This window comes from Corallococcus sp. AS-1-12 (assembly GCF_020036995.1).
In the GTDB taxonomy this organism is placed as follows: Bacteria; Myxococcota; Myxococcia; order Myxococcales; family Myxococcaceae; genus Corallococcus.
On the sequence record NZ_JAIQDD010000011.1, the window covers coordinates 24,180 to 40,707 of the forward strand.

Consider the following 16,528-nt stretch of genomic DNA (forward strand, 5'->3'; position numbering starts at 1 on the left):
GCGTCGCTCCCTCCTTCCTCGCTCAGTGCGCGGCCGCCGCCAGTCCGGCGAGCCGCTCCCTTCCCGTGACGTAGGACTGCTCGATGGCTGTCTTCAGTTGGGTGGCCACCTCGTTCGCCAGGTCCGCTCCGGGCGGGCGCGCGGGCGCGGTCACCGTGATGCCCGGCACCCGGACGCGCCCCAGCGCGGCCCGGCGCACCAGCTTGTGGGGGGAGGTCGCGGTGAGGGGCTCCGTCAGCTCGTGGCCCTCGGCGGACTGCTCGCGCCAGAAGCGGTCCATCTCCTCGACGTAGAGAGGAATCGCGGCCCCGACGACATGGAAGCCGCCGCGCGTGAGCCAGCCCTCGAAGGCCGCGGCGACGGGGTCTTCACGGCGCTCGCGGACGCGAGACTCCAGCTCGCCAATCTGGTCGCCGAGCGCGATGTCCGCCAGCGAGGTCGCCCCCGTGGCGATCCGGCGCCAGCGGGCCGGGGACCCCATCGTCGCCGCGCTCGCGGTGGAGCGCTCGAACGTGGTGGAGAGGTCGGTGAGCAGCGCCACGCCGCCTCCGAGGATGCCCCTCACCCCTTCCTCCAGGGAGGTCCTCGCGCCGGTGAGCGCGGCCCGGAGGTCCGGGGCTCCTGGGCCGAAGAACGCGTCGAACACGTTGGGGAAGCTGGCGGGCAGCGTGAAGGGGACAGCGGTCTCCGCGGGCAGGTCCTGGGCCCCGGCGAAGAGCCGCCACACCAGCCGGCGGGCCGCGCCGACCCGGAACCGCGCCGCGTCCACCCCTCGCGTCGCCTTGGGGCCGAGCCACCAGCCCAGGGGGCCGCCGAGATACCGGAAGGCCCGGGTCGCCAATCCCGCGCCGCGCAGCGCCAGCTCCGCCGTGCCGATCTGCAGGGTCAGCCAGAGGCGGAAGGCGTTGCGGGCGGCGCTCGCCCCGAGCCCGATGGCGTCGCGGACCGTGAAGGTCGGAAGCGCCCCCAGTCCCCCGAGCGCCAGGCCGAGCGGGCCCAGCACCACCACGGCGATGTAGGGCGCCAGGTCGGTATCCAGGACGCCTTCGATCGCGGCGGAGATCCCGTTGACGACTCCGATCCAGTAGTTGAGGAAGGCCTGGAGCCCGCTCAGGAACGTGGTGACGTGGGAGATGAGGTCCGCGCCGTAGGCCGCCGCGACCTGGACGTAGAAGCGCCAGTGCAGCTCCACGACCGACCACACCCCGACGACCATGCGCAGGGACGACACGATGAGCTCGGGCAGCTCGCGCGAGAAGACGTCGAAGATCTGCCGGCGGAGCCCGAAGACGCGGGTCTCGACGCCCTGGAACGTCTGGAGGAGCAGGTTCCGGAGGAAGACATTCCCGGCGCGCGCGAGCTGCCCCACCCACGTGGGGAGGATGGGCAGGATGAGGATGCCCCCGAGGATCCACCGGGAGCCCTGGTCCAGCAGCTCCGGCAGGCTGGCGGCGGGACCCTCGGGAGTGGCCGCGGCGGCGCTGGACGCTGGCCCCAGGAGGTTCCTCGCTTCGCCCAGGTCGCCCGCGAGGGCGAGCAGTCCCCCGGTGCTGCGGGTGACGGTGTGGAACAGGAGCCCCACCTGTCCGAACAGGTCGGACCCGGTCCGGGCGCTCACGTCGAACATGCCGGGGCGGGCGGGGATGGACCGGTCCATGGACGTGGCGATGAGGTCCACCACGTTGACGAGGCGCTCGATGAGCCCGGGCAGGAGCCCTTCCTCGGTGACCGCCTGCCCCACACGACCGAGCCCCGACGCGAACGCCTGGCCGGAGGCGGCCAGCGTTGCTCCCACGCCGCGCTCGGGCGGGCGGTGCAAGGCGCCGCGCTGGACCTCGTCGACGTGGACGGTGAGCGCCCCGTTGTAGAAGCCGATGATGGGGTAGCCACGGCTGCTCAGCTCCAGCGCCTCCGCCCCCTTCACCCGCGCCTCCAGCCAGCGCTCGAGCCGCTCCAGGCCGCGGGTGATGTCCAGCGTCTGCATCCGGAGCGGTGTCCGGAAGAGGGCGGCGATGAGGTCCCAGGAGATCGGCATCGGCGCGTTCCTCTACGGCGTGACAGGCGCCAGGTACTGCTGGCGCTGGAGGGCTTCGACCAAACGGTCGCGGAAGACGCCGACGTGCGGCTCATCGCTCCCGGCGGAGCGGATCTCGATTCGACGGACCACGACGTGCAGCCGTCGTGACTCGGGCACATCCAGGGTGGGAAACGCGGTGGGGGTGGGGGCCGACGGTTGGCGGTAGAGCTCCGCGTCGAGCGTGTGGAAGAGGTCCAGGAGGTCCGGCAGGTAGGCCCGGATGGCGGGGGGCAGCACCCGCCCGATGACGGAGGACAGCGCCTGGCGGAGCGGAAGCTCCTCGGTGCGGATCCGGGCGAGGACCTCGGTCACGGGGGCGCCCAGGTCGCGCGCCAGCGCCCTGCGCGCGCGGGCGAACTCGCTGGACGGCGTGGCCGCGCGGTCGAAGTCCGCCCGCGCCCGGTCCGAGAGGCGGAACATGTCGAGCAGCGAGGGGGACACCCGCTCCGAGGCGGAGGTGAAGCCGGCCATGTCCAGCGACAGGCTCGGCCGGCCGATCAGCGCCTGGAGGGCGGTGAGGTCCGGCAGCGCCGGCGCCGTGGGCGTGGGAGGCGGGGGCCCGAAGAGGGAGGTGATGCCCGAGGTGATCCAGCCCGGCACGGAAGTTCCGGAGGAAGCCGGAGGCGTGCCCGTGGAAGGGGACGCGAACAGCGTTCCGAGCTCCGCGAACTGGGTCTTCAGCGTCTCCATCATGGAGATCACCGGATGGGCTCGCAGTCGGCGGGTGACCACGCTCCGCGCCGTCTCCCAGAAGGTCCGCACCGCGCCCATCACCTGCATCCCGATTCCAGGCAGGGTGGCGGCCACTTCCTCGAGCAGGGTCTTGATACGATCCGTGACCTCGTGGAGCAGGGGACCGATGCCTTGGAGGATCGCCATCAGGTGTCCCAGGGGCGCGGCCCTGCTCCTGGAGAAGGCGTTCTCCAGGACCTGGGGAATCTCCTCGAAGATGGAGCGCACCGCCGTCATCACCGCGCCCGTCAGGGGGATGAGTGCCGCGGCCTGCCTCGCCAGCGGGAGGATGAGCGGCCCGACGCGCGCGATCACCAGCGAGACCAGCGCCAGGGCGAACGGGATGAGCCGTGCGAACGAGTCGAAGACCTCCAGGAACAGTCTCAGCAGGGGATTGCGGATCCGCTCTCTCGGGCCGAGCAGCAGATCGATGAACCGGTTCGCCTGCTCGATGAGCCGGGCCATGGCGCCCATCAGGTCGTGGATGGCGCGGACGGGCTGTTCGTTGCGCGCCCCCAGCAGCACCCCCAGGCCGAGTCCTCCCGGCGCCAGGAGCACTCCGACGGCGGCGGCGATGCCAGGAATGATCGACCAGCCGAAGATGAAGAGCAGGACTCGCACCCAGGTGGGGATGAGTCGCCTCGCCAGCACGGTGAGGGAGACGACTCCGGCGGGTGAGAGCAGCGAGCCCGCCAGGTTTCCCACCAGCCCCAGGAGGGGCTCCGTGAGGTTCAGCCCCCGGTCATCCGGCCGGGTGGCGGAGAGCACCGCCTGGTAGCGGCGCCGCAGGGAGTCGATGTTCGCGATGGAGACGCGCAGCGCGAGCCCCGATGTGGGCAGGCCCGTGCCGAACCAGTGCACCAGGAACGCGCTGCGAGCGCGGGCGATGAGCGTCTCCTCCAGCGCCACGAGCCGGTTGAACGGATCGAGTCGCGTCAGCCCCCGGCGCGCGCGGTCGAGGGCCAGCGTGGAGAACGACAGCGTCCGCCCCGAGTCCTCGACGAGCGGACCCAGGACTTCGTGGAGGAGGAGCGACATCGGCATCTAACGCGCCCTCCTTGAAGCCTCGAGTTGTGCGTTCTCGCGCTCGATCTGATCGATGAGCAATTGAACGAATGCCCGGCGCTCGTCGGACTCGAGGTTCATGATCTCCGCCCAGGACCAATGGAGGTGGTACGCAAGAAAGAAGACCTCCTGTCGGAGCGCTTCCTGGGCTAGGCCAGTGCTAAAAAATTCGTCATGTCCAGGGTCGCCCGGAAGCTGCCGCCGCAGCTCCCGCAGACGACTTCACGCACCAGGTCCACGCCCGGAGCGCCTTGGTTCAGCGCGCGGTCGATCAACCTCCGGTCCGTCATGGTCAGGTCGGCGAGGATCTTCGGCCCGAGCGCCTCCAGCCGGTGGCGGGGCAGGTCGCCCAGCGACTTCATGCACCGCGCCAGGAGCGCGTTCTTCCCCAGCGACGCGTTCTGCCGCATCTGGGGCGCCACCGCCGTCTCGTCGTCTCCGCGCGGCAGCCGCAGCGTGAGCGCGGTGTGGACCTGGCCGTCCTTGTCCACGTAGCCGTCCACCAGGTCGACGACGATCTCGTCGGGGGACTCGCCCTCCTCGAGCTGCTTCACCGGAAGGGTGTCCAGGTCCTCCGTCACCTGCACCGACTCGCCGCAGGAGCCGCAGGTATACGTCGCCTGGAGCTCCGGCCCGAAGGTGAGGGTGCGCAGCTTCAGCAGGAGGAAGTTCCGGTCCGCCGAGTACATCCGTTCGACGGTGGCGCTGCCGTTCTTGGGCAGCTCGCCCACGCGGACGATGCAACTGGAGATGAGCTCGCTGACGAGCTTGCCTCCGTTCCGGTGGTTGCGCCGGTCGGCGAGGATGGCCTCCTCCTTGCCGGTCATCTTGCGGATCACGACGGTCTTGTGGACCCGGCCCTCGTCGTCCGTCAGGCCGATGGGCATGGTGAACTCGGCCTCGCGGCCGGAATGCGGAAGGTTGGCGCTCATGTCGGGCTCCCTGGCTAGTCAGCGCGCTCGAGCCCCTCGTGCTCGAGGACGATGGTCTGCTTCATGAGGTTGGTGGTGCCGGCCTCGAGGTCGGTGAACTTCGACGACTTCACCCAGGCGTTGAAGAAGGCGAACGTCATCACGGTCTCGCCGTTGTGCCGCTTCTCGATCATCCCGTTCTTGCGGACGGTGGAGCCCCCCTGGGTGCGGGAGTTGAGCTTGAACGTCTGCCTGAACCAGTCCATGAAGCGCTTGTCCTCGGGACTTCCGTCGACGTAGCGCTCGATGGTGAGGGACTCGAACTTCACCTTCGCGGCGGCGATCTTGTAGACGTGGTTGGAGCCACCATCCGGCTGCTCGATGGTCTCCAGCTCGCCCTCGGACAGGCCGGAGATCTTGCTGACGCCGGGACTCTCCGTCCCGTCGATCTTCAGCACGAACTCGTTGGCCCGGTAGCTCTCCCAGATGTCTCCGACTTTCGGCATGGCTTGCTCCTCTGGCGGAAGGGAACGGGCGGGCTCACGCCTCGGCCGCGGTGGCTCCGCTCGGCTGCTGGCCGACCTTGACGACGATCGTCTCGGCGGGCTTGGACGGATAGAAGTAGACCTCGACGTTCAGGTTGCCCTGGTCCACCTCGCTCGGAGGGTTGTTGGTGGCGTCGCAGATGACCGTGAAGACCTGCTGCGGCGTCCCGGTACCGAAGGCGCCCTGGCGCCACAGGCTCATCAGGAAGGGCGTCACGGTGCCGATGCGGATGGCGTTCCAGAGTCCGTCGCGGTTGGGCTCCTGGCGCACCCAGCGCAGGCCCTGCTTGAGGCTGCTCTTCACGTAGTTGAACAACAGCCGCACGTTCACGTAGAGCCAGCGCGTATCGGTGGAGAGCGTGCGCGAGGCGTCCACCACGATGCCGGCGCGGGGCACGGCGCGGATGCCGTTGATGCTGCCGTTCTTCACCAGGTCGGTGTTCTCGGCGTCGCTCAGCCGGTACTCGACGTCCAGCGCGCCGGAGAGGTTGGCCTCGTCGCCAGCGGGCGCCTTCCAGATGCCGCGAGCGGTCTCGGTGCGCGCGAAGACGCCCATGACGTGGCCGACGGGCGGAATCTTCTTCAGCGGGCTGGCGCCCGTGCCAATGGGGTCCTGCACGATGATCCACGGCCCGTAGAGCGCGCCGTAGACCTTCTTGCCCTGGAAGGCCTGGCCGTAGCTGAGGGCGCTGGAGAGGTCCGCCTGGATGGTGGCCTCCGGGACGGCGCCCACGTACATGCAGTCGCCGCGGTTGGCGCAGTAGGCGAGGCCTGCGGCCAGGATGGCGGCGTCCGTGCGCTCGGTCGTCACCAGTTGCACGTCGAAGGAGTCGAAGGCGTAGAGGCCGGTCTTCTTCGTCGCGCCGCCGATGAAGTCCTGGGTCGTGGGCGTCCCGTCGCGCCCCGGGTTGAGGCGCACGAAGCCACTGGTGACCGGAAGGTCCGCGCCCACCGTGGCCGGGCTGCCCGCGTCGGTGGCGACGAGGTAGCGCGAGCCGCGCAGCGGATCATTGAGCACCTTCTCCACGTGGTTGGGGACGTCCGTCTCCATGGAGAGGCCGGTCCAGGTCTCCACCAGGTGGTCGGCGTCTCCGCCACCCCGCGCGATGCCCAGGTCGAACTCCACCTTGGAGACGCGCAGCAGGACGGCGTCGTAGGTCGCGATGCCGGCGATGGCCGGGGCCCAGGTGACGGCGCCGGTGAGCTCGTTGACGGACATCAGCTTCACCAGCGCGGTGTTCGTCCCGTCCGAGACGCGCAGGGCGTCGCCCACCACGAGGGAGGAGACCTCCGCCAGGGTGGTGCCGGTGGTCGTCCGGGCCGCCGCCGTGCCCGTCACGGGGCTGGCCATTGCCGCGAAGCCCAGCGTCGGGTTGGCGGTGGTGACCTGGAGACGGGTGAACGACTTCTGGATGCGCGCCACCTGGCCCGTGGAGGTGAGGACGAGCTGGTTGCCGCTGAGGGAGGCCACCAGCTTGGACGTGCGGCGGTTGATGGCGTCGCGGAGCTCCGTCAGCGTGGCCGCGGCGGGATTGGCGAAGTCGGAGGCCTGGAAGGTGATCTGCGTGGGGCTGGCCTCGCCGTCGACGTTCACCGACAGGGCAGGGAACGTCCCCATGTTCACCGGTGGGGTGAGCGCGCTGCCCGAGGTGGTGGCGGGCGCCGTCTCGCGGACGGACGTCTGGGCCGAGGAGCGCGGGGTGACGCGCACGTACAGGTCGTCTCCCCAGCTTCCCGGATCCTCCTCACCGCGGAAGCCACCCTCCAGGGTGAGGGTGTCATTGGAGGCGGCGTCGTCCAGGGTGAGGGCGGCGGGCGCCGTCCCCGTGGAGGCGTCCGAGGCAATGACCCGGTTCACGTAGGCGGTCTGCCCGCCGTTGTCGAAGAAGCCCTTGATCAGGTACGCGCCGTACCCTCCGGGGAAGTAGCCGCCGAAGCGCTGCTCGAAGTCGGGGTAGCTGGTGATGCGGATGGCGCGGTTCGGAACGCCCCGGCGGGTGATGATGTTGAACGCCGCCACCGAGGTGGCGGCGCCCACGATGGCGGGCGTCGCGGAGCCATCCACCTCAACGATGTTGAGACCGATGTTGTAGGCCATGGTTCGTCGTCCTCACTCCGTCCTGGTTCGTTTCGACCTGCTACGGGGCCTGGGAAGTGCGTCGTCGTCGGATGCGTCCGGGAGCGGCCTGGCCGCGTTCGCGGCAGGCTTCACGCGCACGGCGCGCTGACGCTCCAGCTCGAGCAACTGGGGCGAGTCCCGCACCGCCGCCGCCAGGGACCGCGTCCCGCGGGGCTCGAGGAAGGCCACCGAGCCATCCGACAGGTGGAGCTCGGTCGGCTGGTCGCGCAGGCTGACGACGACAAACTCCGCTGGGGCTCGGGTCATGGTTCAGGCCACCTTCGGTTCCACGCCGACGAGGACGTTGCTCACGCCGCGCGTGCCGGTGGCCGGCAGCGAGTCGTTCCGGGCGAGGACGCGGTAGACGAGGCCGACGCGCTCGCCGCGGCTCCCACCGATGAGCTCGGTGGCCGGCAGCGTCCGCATCTCCAACGGGATGGGCGCGCCGTTGACGAGGAGGTCGCCGCGAGGCGGCAGGCGTTGCAGGGCGAAGTCGAGCAGCCGCGCCTCGTCCGCCCGCGAGCTGGCGAAGGCCTCCACCTGATACCAGAGGTCATACGCGAAGCCCGCGGGCCGGGTGCGGAAGCCGGTCGAGGAGAAGTCGGAGCGCACCGTCGTCGACGGTGTCCGCGCGTCGGAGGGCTCGATGCCGAGTGGGGTGACGCGCAGGTAGGGCTTCGCTGGGGGCGCCACGTCTGGGGAGTGCACCTCCGCGGGGACGGGCGAGCCCTCCACCACCAGCACGTTGTGGAGGCGCTCCAGGAGCGCGGCCTCCACGTCGAACACCATCTCGTCGCGGACCGCGAGGACGTCATCGAGGCAGCAGGTGAACGGCCCCTCCGCGACGCACCGGAGCTGGAGCGTCACCACGGCGGAGCGCGTCGCGGGCGCCAGGTCGTCCAGGGACAGCCGGTGCAACTCCCACGTCGAGGCCTGGGCGACGGGCAGGAAGCGATTCCAGGTGTTGGAGGCGGCGTCCGCCGGGAGCGCCACGCTGCCGAGCCGGAGTTCCAGGAAGAAGGGCTGCGCCGGCGCGCCTGTCGCCACGCGGCTGGCGTTCAACCACAGCCGCAGCTCGCGGTACGGCGTGAGGTCCACCGGGGCACCGAGGGTCCTTCGCAGCAGATGCCCCGCGGCGGTGGCGCTGGCGGTGATTCGCCCGCTGTGGCCGTCCGTGCCCGGGCGCACCTGCGTCGTTTCGTCGGCGATCGACAGCTCCGTCGAGGGCGTCACGCCGTCGGGCGCGAGCGCGCTCCAGGCGGCGGCGGTGTCCATGGGCTCGACGAGAAGGTGCGCCATCGACGTCGGATTAGAGACGTCGTGAGCGCGAGCTGCCAGCGCGGCGGGGATCCATCCGGGGATCCAAACCCCGGGGCTGGAGTCTCGCGCTGAGCCCGAGGTGGAGACCCTGGATTCATCACGGATTGAATCCGGGTTGAATCCCCCGCGGGCGGATCAGCGGAAGTAGGCGGCGGCCTCGGCGCGGCTGGTGACTCGCAGCTTGGTGAGGAGCCGGTGGACGTGGTTCTTCACCGTCGCCACCTCGATGCGCAGCCGCAGGGCGATCTCCTTGTTGGCCAATCCCTCGGCGAGAAGGGTTCCAATCTCCCGCTCGCGCTCACTGAAGGGAATGGACTCGGAGCTCTCCGGCTGGCGCCGTGACAGCCGGCCCAGGCGCTCGAAGAGGACCGCCGCCATCTTCGGCGAGCAGAGCAGCTCGCCCCTGGCGGTGGATTGGACCGCGGAGACCAACTGCGCTGGCGAGGCATCTCGAGTCACGAAGCCGTTGACGCCCGCTTCCGCGCAGGCCGTCAGCTCCTCCGCGTGCTCGGTGATGGCGAAGGCCATCAGCTTCACCTCTGGCGCGGCGGCACGCAGCCCCCGCAACAGCCCCACGGCGTCGTGCGTCGACATGTCGACCACCACCACGGAGGGCTGGTGGCGTCGCGTCAGCTCGACCGCCGACTCCAGCGAGGAGGCCTCGCCCACGAGCTGCATCGATTGTTCGAGCTGTAGCCAGCGCGTCAGCGCGTCACGGTAGAGCGCGACATCCGTCACGACAGCCACCCGGAGCGGATGATCTGGGACGTCGCCTTCCTCCGGTACGAACCAACGCACATCCGGTGGACTTCGCGTCACTGTTGCCCCCCAAGGACTGACTCCCCGGAGCGACCAGCACTCCTCTGGCCGTGAAGTCTACGCACCCGTCTGACTCCGTAAATAAAGCGGCGGGTGTGTTTTCTGGCGTGGTTCAGTCTGTGTTCACAGAAGAGACCTACGGTGGAAACGGACGATAGGCGGAAGCGGGGCCCTGGTTGAGGGGGCGGCAGGTCCATGAGTCCTTGCGCTGGGTCCAACCCATCAGGTCGGGACGCCTTGCGCGGGGCGCTCTCCAGCCTCCCTGTCCCGGCCCGAAGTCCCGGGCAGTGGCGCGCTGCCACCATCCCGCGTACCCCGCCAGCCCATGGGCCCGTGCGAGTGCCCGGCGCACCTTCCGTTGCGACACAGGGGAGGTCCGCATGGCGAGGCAAGGAGTCACTCGGAAGGTCCGGCGGGGAGGGGGCAGCCTGCCGCGCACCGCCGCGAAGCGTGTTCGGGGGCGTCAGACGGAGACGGCCCTCCTGGAGGAGTCACCTGTCGCGGAGGCCTCGGCGCGAGGCCCCGGTGCGACGGCGCCGGCCGTGGACATCCGGAACCTGCCTGCCTGCATCCGCGAGGTGGCGCTGGCGGCGCAGGACACGGACCCGGGCCCTCCAGAGCCCACCGACTATCACCAACTGCGCGGCCGGCTCGAGGCGGCGCGGGCCACACTGCCTCCGCTCTACCGCGACGCGGTCCTCGTGCCCTACCTGAAGACGTTGGACGAGCTTGGGCCCCAGGGGTTCGCCGACACGCTGGTGCGTGACCCTCGGCGTGTGTCCGGGGCCGGGCTCCTGATGGACGCGGCACACGCCATCCTCCAGAACGGGGAGGGGTACCAGCGCATCGCCACGGATGCGTTCGAGGAGGTGGTCAGCGACCTGTACGACGGCTTCCTCGGCGCGGAGGATCGCCGGGGCGTTCATCCCCCGGACCAGGGCACCCTCGCGCCGCTGGTGAAGTGGGGGAACCCGGACTCCGGGCCGTACACGTGGCCGGTGGACGTGGCCTTCTCCGTCCTGGGGCTGGAGTGCGGCATCGTCAACCTCCCGCCCTCGCAGGGCCGCGCGGGCCTGCTCGCGTGGGCCGCGCTCGGACACGAGGTCGGTGGGCACGACATCCTCCACGCCGACACCGGGCTCGCGCAGGAGCTGTCCACCGCGGTCTACGACCGCCTCCAGAAGCAGGGCCTCTCCGCCCTGGCGGGCTACTGGGCCCGGCGCATCGACGAGGCGGCCTCGGACGTGCTCGGCATCCTCAACATGGGGCCTGCCGCGGGCATCGGGATCATCGGGTACTTCCGGGGGCTGGACACCGCGTTCGGCGGGACCGGGCGCCTGAGCAACGTGGGGGGCTCGTCGGATCCACACCCCGCCGACATTGTCCGGGGCTACCTCGCCGGGAGTGCCGTGAAGCGTCTGCGCTTCAGCCAGGCGGAGGCCTGGGCCCAGGTCATCTTCGACGAGGTGGACAAGGACCTGGACCCCGCGGAGCTCCGGCTGGGCAGCCAGCGCGTGACGCCCGAGCAGGCGCGCCTGTCGGCGGACCTGGTCGCGGACGCCATCATGACCCATCGCGCGAAGGCGCTCGAAGGGCAGTCGCTCGCGTGGATCCAGAACTGGCGGAACCACGACGAGCAGCGGGTGCAGCAACTGAGGCGCCGGCTCGCGACGGGCGTGGGCAACCTCACGGAGGAACTCTCGACCGGAATCTACGCCGCGCACGTCGTCGCGGCCGGCGTCGTCGCCGGCCTGAGCGAGCAGGCCGACGTGCGCAAGATCTTCGACCGGATGGTCCGCATGCTCAAACAGATGCACGACCGGAACCCCGCCTGGGGGCCGCTGTACGTCCGGCACCGGGGCGACGTCGTGCCGCACTTCATCTATCCCTTCCCAGCCCGGAGGACGTGAGTCGGTCCCCTCCGCCCCCAGGGTGAAAGAGCCTGGCAATCCATTAGGGGTTGCCAGGCTTCTTCTTCGGGCTCCAGTGCTCATGTCCTATCGCCCGGACGGCCCATCGCCGATGCGTTCCTCCAGGAGCGGGGCCTTTCACCCGAGGACCGTCTGGCGGTGACCGAGGAACTGCTCGCCCAGGCGACCCACCACGAGGAGGTGCTCCTGGGGTTCGCCGTGGTCCGCAAGGCGGTCGGGCGCTCGTTCGACGAGTCACTGCTGGACCGCTTCCGGGAGGCGGTGGTGGCGTTCATCCAGGAGAACATCTCCGGGATGCAGCGGGACACCCTGCGCTATGCCATTGAACGGCTGGAGCCGGAGCAACGGAAGGCGCTGCTGGCGCTGGAGTACAAGACACCCTGACCTTCGCTCCGGGACGGGCAGACCGGCCAGGTGCTGGCAGACGGCGTCACCGCCGGCTCGACGGGCAACACCCAGACGCTGATGAAGCAGCCCCAGGTACGGGGCGCGCCGCTCGCGGATGAGGCCTCCGCGAAGTTCACGGCCACCCTGGACATCGCCGAGCCGCGGCGGAAGACCAGCACCTTCGAGGCGGAGCTCTCCGTGCAGCAGCAGGGCGCATACGAAGTCACGGTGACCGCGTACGACCCCGTCACCGGCAACACCGGCGTGGACTCCACCACGTTCATCGTCGAGGGGTGACGCGCCCGGACCGGGGCGACTTCACCTACAGGCGACGCCCGAAGACGTAGTGGTTGTCGTTCACGTGGAAGATGTCGATGGTGACGCCCGAGGGCATCACGTCCGTGCCGAAGTATTGCCTCCAGAGCTCCTGGAAGTTGTAGGTGTCCACCCGGTGGCCGTTGCGGTTCTGGATGCCGGTGTCCGAGGCGTCGACGTAATGCATCCGCAGGTTCACCCGGTTGGAGAGCACGAGGCCGCGGAAGTCGAGGTCCCCGGCCCACTGCCTCCTGCGGCGCTGGCCGGCCTCATAGGCCTCGGCGAGCGCGTTCAGCCTCGCGCGCAGGACCCCATCCCTGTTGATGGCGGCGATGACAAAGGACTCCGCCAGCGCCACGAACTGCGGATACCTCGGGTCGGTGTCTCTGAACACGAAATCGGGCCCCAGCGCCCGCCGCAGCCGGACCTCCGCCCAGGCGTCCAGCCGGAGCTGATCCATGCTCTCGCTGGCGAGCGCGAGCGTCTGCAGCGTCTCTCCGCTGGGCGCCATGTCCCGGAACATCCCCGGTGAGATACCCACGCCGCGCTGGATGAGCCGCGCGGTCATCTCGGCGGCGTTCTCACGCAGGGTCATCGCCTCGGCGGTCCGCTCACCGCCGAAGGGCGTGGGGCCGGGGACGCGAGCGTTCCGCCGCAACCCGTCCGCGAAGGCGTAATACATGCAGTCGCCGCCTCCCGGGTTCTCGGTCAGCGCGTAGTTCCGATGCACGTCCGCGTTGTAGAGCTTCGCCGCGGCCAGGTACCGGACCTGGGCCTCCGCCTTCTTGGACCACGCGCCGACCTTCGATGAGGTGCCCTTGTCCTTGTCCTTGTCCTTGCTGGGCGGCTGGGACGGGCGCGGCCTTCGGCCCCTGCCCGACGAAATGGACGAACCCGGCCCCTTGCTCTTGGACCGCCCGAACAGCGGGCGGTCCAGCGCGATCACCAGCGGGTCGAGCAGGCCGAGCATGTGATACATCGAACGCACGCGGCCAATCTTGGTCTCGACGACATCGCTGTAGGCGCGGTCATCCAGGTTGTTGTTCTTCACCAGGCTCAGGCCGAAGCCGGCGAGCGTCCCGGAGAGCGTCCTGCGCGTGGAGACGGCGACGGGGTTGGTGTCATCGAAGGCGTCGAACTCCGCCTCCGAGGGCAGCGCGCGCGACGGTTCGGCGAGGGTGTGGATGGTGAGCTGCGTCAGCCATTGGCCAGACTGCTTGCTGGCGTCCACCTGACCGGGGTTGCGGCTCAGGCTGCGGAAGCCGAGCTCGACGGAGGCGCACCAGGCGCAGGTCTCCTTCGGGCGGTTGCGGAACGGGCCGGTGTCCTGAAGCCCCTCGTAGGGGAAGCACACCACCACGTCCGTCCCTTCGCAGAAGAAGGAAGAGGCGGTCATGAGCGCCGCCGGCTCCGCGCAGTTGAGCGAGTGCCAGCCGCAGATCCACAAATCGACGCCGACCGCGCGGTCCTTCAGCGTGGGCACCGGGTGCCCTTCGATGATCAGCGACTCGTGGGCCTTGTTCTCCCGGAACGAGACGTAGCTGAGCAGGGCCTGCCGGGCGGGCTTGCGCAGCCGGAGCAGCTCCCGGGCCCGGTAGCCCACCGCCGCGAGGTTCGTACGGCGGATCATCTCATCGTAGTTGACCCAGAGGCCCAACTGGACGGCCTCCTTGGCGAGCTCCTCATTGAGCTTCTTCAAGGCGGTGTCCTTGCGCGCCACCACGTCATTCCGGTCGGCGTCGAGCCGGGCGTACTCCGACAGCAGTGACCGCTCGTCCTCGTCCTTGGGCTTTCGCGGCTTCTTCCCCATGAGCCCCAGCTTCGAGAGCTCCGCGGCCTTCTTCTTGACCTTTTCTCGCGCGGTCTCGACTTCCTTCTCCAGCTCGGGCAGCTCGGCCTTGCCGACGTCCACCGCCGGATCCGGCTCCCAGGTGGGCAGGGCGAGGTGCCGGCAGTACTTGCTGAAGTAGCGCTCATTGGGCGCCTCCTGGACGACACCGGAGAGCCCCAGGACGGGGACGTAGACCGTCCTCCCTCCTTCTTCGTGCCGCGTCCACGACACGCACAGGCAGCCCACGGCGGACACGAAGGCCTGCAGGATGGCCTTCCAGAGGTTGTCCGCGCTCTGCTTGCCCGGCGGGACGGGCGGTGGCTTGAGCATGCGCGTGAGCGCGCTGCGGTCGTCGCCGAGCAACTGGTAGCGCTGGACGAGCTCGTCGGTGAGGGCCTTCGCGCGCCGCTCGAACAGGCCCGGCAACTGGATGTCGCGCACCCAGTCGCTGGCGGGGAAGATGGCCCCCAGCGGCGTGCCGGGCGGAGAGACGACGAAGCCGCGGCCCATCAACAGGGCCCGCATGGGCTCGTAATAGCGAAGCTTGGCCTCGTCCTTCGCGGTGTTCTTGTTCAACGCGGTGAGCGCCTTCTCAAGGACCCTGGACGTGGGGGCGCCCTTGTCCACGGTCCCGGAGCTGTGCCAGTCGAGCTGCGCGTGCAGGGAGGCGCGGCACTCCTCGACGTAGTCCAGCTCCTCGTCCAGCAGCTCGTTCACCACGCGCTCGACGTGCTCCTGGAGCTCCCCATCGAGCTTCTTGGCGCTCTTCACGCCGAGCAGCTCGCGGACCAGTCCGGACGTCACCTGCTGCGCCTCCAGGTGCTCCTCGTAGGCAGTCAGGTTGCGCAGGGCGAGCCGGATGCTCATGCGGACCTGGAGGAAGGCCTCCAGGTCTCCAATGAAAGCCTGTCCTTCGGTCTCCCTGTAGACCTTGGTTCGCGTCTCCACGAAGAGGTCGAGGCCGTCCTCGTCGACGTGGTCCGGGAGCTGGAGCCCCGCGCCCTGAAGCCATGTCAGCGCGGAGGAGGAGGTCAGGGGCCGGACGCCGGTGTCCGCCGCGAGCAGGATGGGCATGTCCGCCAGTAGACGCGACCCGCGCGGCTCCGGCCAAGGGCCCCGGGCCTGGAACGGCCACTCTCCGGCCAGGCGTTCGCGGGCGCTTCGCACCCAGGTGGCGACCCACCCGCCGCGACAGGTAGGCGCGCGGCTGGAACCCATGGGGCCGCGCTCCGCGTGTCCGGAGCGACAGGCGTGTCCCCGGGCCCTCGCGGGCTACCCGTAGGGCGTCTCCTTGTGCCGCTGGAACGGGTACGCCAGTTGTCCCAGGTACGTCTCCGGCGGCTGGAACTGCGTGGTCCCGTACTTGGATGGCCAGTGGTCCGGCATGTGCGCGGTGCCGAAGATGACGTCGATGAACGACAGGAAGACGGCGAAGTTCTTGTCGATGCCTTCTTCATCCGACGTGTGGTGCCAGTGGTGGAACTCCGGCGTCGCGAAGATCCAGCGCAGGTACGGCCAGCGGTGGTTGACGTTGGCGTGGATGTACACCGCGTGGAAGGACACGAAGACGAGGTAGCCGTAGATGGCGGACGGGTGGAAGCCCAGGAGGAACACCGGCACGAAGCCCGCCAGGCGGTTGACCAGGGTGTCCACCAGGTGGCTGCGCGAGCTGGCCAGCCAGTCCATCTGCAGCGGCGAGTGGTGGATGGCGTGGAAGTTCCACATCCACCCGACGGTGTGGAAGGCCCGGTGCACCCAGTAGCTCACCAGGTCGATGACCAGCAGGATTTCGAAGAACTGCAGCCAGATGGGCTGCGCGGCCACGTGCGCCTGGAAGTCGAGCTTCACGGCCCAGGAGAGGAACACCTGCACGGGGATGAGCACCGCGAAGGAGATGAGCTGCACGCCCACGTGGCTGACGAAGAAGTGCTTGAGGTCGGTCTGCCAGCCGGCGCGGAAGATCTTCTGCTCGTGCAGCCCCCACAGCCGCTCCATGGGGATGAACACCAGCCCGAGCACCAGCAGGTCCAGCGCGAAGAAGTCCAGCCCCGCGCTCATCGCGCGAGGCGTGTGCGTCAGGGGCTCCGCCTCACTGCCTCCCAGGAGCAGCGCCACCATCGCCAGCAGCATGGCGATGCCGCCGTGCGCCTTGGAGCGCAGGGTCAACACGCTGAAGGTGCCCAGCAGGAAGGTGACGACGATGGACACCTGGAGGATGCCCCGGAAGACGTCCAGGTGCTCCACGTAGAAGGCCCGTCCGTCGTTGGACACGAGGACGTGGGGGAACAGGAAGCAGAACTCCGCGACCACGCAGAGCACACCCAACAACCCGCCCGTGACACCGGCGCGCTTGCCCAGGTCGATGCGCCGGGCGGGAGCAAGAAGCATTTCCAAGGAGGACCATCCAGAAGGAGTGCGGCGAGGCCTGAGCCTACACGACCCGGGGCTGGAGCCGGCTCCGCCAGGGGGCCGCGCT

General features: G+C 69.6%; 14 protein-coding genes. 3 read left to right on the forward strand and 11 right to left on the reverse strand.

Features of this window, described 5'->3' with window-relative positions; translation table 11 throughout:
- Positions 1 to 22: 22 nt before the first annotated feature.
- The 9 genes from K8556_RS19380 to K8556_RS39810 form a co-directional block, all read right to left on the reverse strand.
- On the reverse strand, positions 23 to 2,035 hold the full coding sequence (locus K8556_RS19380; RefSeq protein WP_223741557.1) for a hypothetical protein: 2,013 nt from the start codon (positions 2,033 to 2,035) through the stop codon (positions 23 to 25).
- Positions 2,036 to 2,047: 12 nt separating this feature from the next.
- Positions 2,048 to 3,853, reverse strand: coding sequence for a hypothetical protein (locus K8556_RS19385; protein ID WP_223741558.1), 1,806 nt, complete (start codon positions 3,851 to 3,853; stop codon positions 2,048 to 2,050).
- Positions 3,854 to 4,090 carry a DUF6760 family protein gene (locus K8556_RS39805; protein WP_370639948.1) on the reverse strand — a complete coding sequence of 79 codons (237 nt, stop codon included), beginning with the start codon at positions 4,088 to 4,090 and terminating at the stop codon, positions 3,854 to 3,856. It lies immediately after the preceding gene.
- Positions 4,024 to 4,806: a hypothetical protein gene (locus K8556_RS19390; RefSeq protein ID WP_223741559.1), complete on the reverse strand. Its 783-nt coding sequence runs from the start codon at positions 4,804 to 4,806 to the stop codon at positions 4,024 to 4,026. The genes K8556_RS39805 and K8556_RS19390 overlap by 67 nt, the downstream gene beginning before the upstream one ends.
- Before the next feature lie 14 nt (positions 4,807 to 4,820).
- Positions 4,821 to 5,291: a phage tail protein gene (locus K8556_RS19395; RefSeq protein WP_223741560.1), complete on the reverse strand. Its 471-nt coding sequence runs from the start codon at positions 5,289 to 5,291 to the stop codon at positions 4,821 to 4,823.
- Positions 5,292 to 5,325: 34 nt separating this feature from the next.
- On the reverse strand, positions 5,326 to 7,428 hold the full coding sequence (locus K8556_RS19400) for a phage tail sheath C-terminal domain-containing protein (protein ID WP_223741561.1): 2,103 nt from the start codon (positions 7,426 to 7,428) through the stop codon (positions 5,326 to 5,328).
- 12 nt (positions 7,429 to 7,440) lie between these two features.
- A complete protein-coding gene (locus tag K8556_RS19405) occupies positions 7,441 to 7,716 on the reverse strand; it encodes a hypothetical protein (protein WP_223741562.1) in 276 nt (91 codons plus the stop codon).
- Positions 7,717 to 7,719: 3 nt separating this feature from the next.
- Entirely contained in the window at positions 7,720 to 8,748 is a 1,029-nt protein-coding gene (locus tag K8556_RS19410) for a hypothetical protein (RefSeq protein ID WP_223741563.1), read from the reverse strand.
- Positions 8,749 to 8,904: 156 nt separating this feature from the next.
- A complete protein-coding gene (locus tag K8556_RS39810; protein WP_370639943.1) occupies positions 8,905 to 9,507 on the reverse strand; it encodes a LuxR C-terminal-related transcriptional regulator in 603 nt (200 codons plus the stop codon).
- Positions 9,508 to 9,968: 461 nt separating this feature from the next.
- Between K8556_RS39810 and K8556_RS19420 the strand changes: the two genes are divergently transcribed.
- From K8556_RS19420 to K8556_RS19430, 3 genes are all read left to right on the forward strand, one after another.
- Entirely contained in the window at positions 9,969 to 11,498 is a 1,530-nt protein-coding gene (locus K8556_RS19420) for a hypothetical protein (RefSeq protein WP_223741565.1), read from the forward strand.
- A gap of 159 nt (positions 11,499 to 11,657) precedes the next feature.
- Positions 11,658 to 11,903: a hypothetical protein gene (locus K8556_RS19425; RefSeq protein WP_223741566.1), complete on the forward strand. Its 246-nt coding sequence runs from the start codon at positions 11,658 to 11,660 to the stop codon at positions 11,901 to 11,903.
- Between the two features lie 30 nt (positions 11,904 to 11,933).
- Positions 11,934 to 12,203, forward strand: coding sequence for a hypothetical protein (locus K8556_RS19430; protein WP_223741567.1), 270 nt, complete (start codon positions 11,934 to 11,936; stop codon positions 12,201 to 12,203).
- Between the two features lie 25 nt (positions 12,204 to 12,228).
- Here K8556_RS19430 and K8556_RS19435 read toward each other — a convergent pair whose 3' ends face one another.
- The gene (locus K8556_RS19435; protein ID WP_223741568.1) at positions 12,229 to 15,126 is read right to left on the reverse strand and encodes a hypothetical protein; all 2,898 of its coding nucleotides are present in this window, start codon (positions 15,124 to 15,126) and stop codon (positions 12,229 to 12,231) included.
- A gap of 198 nt (positions 15,127 to 15,324) precedes the next feature.
- Entirely contained in the window at positions 15,325 to 16,440 is a 1,116-nt protein-coding gene (locus K8556_RS19440) for a sterol desaturase family protein (RefSeq protein WP_223741711.1), read from the reverse strand.
- Positions 16,441 to 16,528: the final 88 nt, after the last annotated feature.

Bases quoted from the DNA above. Each gene is read 5' to 3' on its own strand.
- K8556_RS19410 (WP_223741563.1), bottom strand. From the start codon at position 8,748: ATGGCGCACCTTCTCGTCGAGCCCATGGACACCGCCGCCGCCTGGAGC.
- K8556_RS19395 (WP_223741560.1), bottom strand. From the start codon at position 5,291: ATGCCGAAAGTCGGAGACATCTGGGAGAGCTACCGGGCCAACGAGTTC.
- K8556_RS19380 (WP_223741557.1), bottom strand. From the start codon at position 2,035: ATGCCGATCTCCTGGGACCTCATCGCCGCCCTCTTCCGGACACCGCTC.
- K8556_RS19400 (WP_223741561.1), bottom strand. From the start codon at position 7,428: ATGGCCTACAACATCGGTCTCAACATCGTTGAGGTGGATGGCTCCGCG.
- K8556_RS19405 (WP_223741562.1), bottom strand. From the start codon at position 7,716: ATGACCCGAGCCCCAGCGGAGTTTGTCGTCGTCAGCCTGCGCGACCAG.
- K8556_RS19440 (WP_223741711.1), bottom strand. From the start codon at position 16,440: ATGCTTCTTGCTCCCGCCCGGCGCATCGACCTGGGCAAGCGCGCCGGT.
- K8556_RS19420 (WP_223741565.1), top strand. From the start codon at position 9,969: ATGGCGAGGCAAGGAGTCACTCGGAAGGTCCGGCGGGGAGGGGGCAGC.
- K8556_RS19390 (WP_223741559.1), bottom strand. From the start codon at position 4,806: ATGAGCGCCAACCTTCCGCATTCCGGCCGCGAGGCCGAGTTCACCATG.
- K8556_RS19385 (WP_223741558.1), bottom strand. From the start codon at position 3,853: ATGCCGATGTCGCTCCTCCTCCACGAAGTCCTGGGTCCGCTCGTCGAG.
- K8556_RS19435 (WP_223741568.1), bottom strand. From the start codon at position 15,126: ATGCCCATCCTGCTCGCGGCGGACACCGGCGTCCGGCCCCTGACCTCC.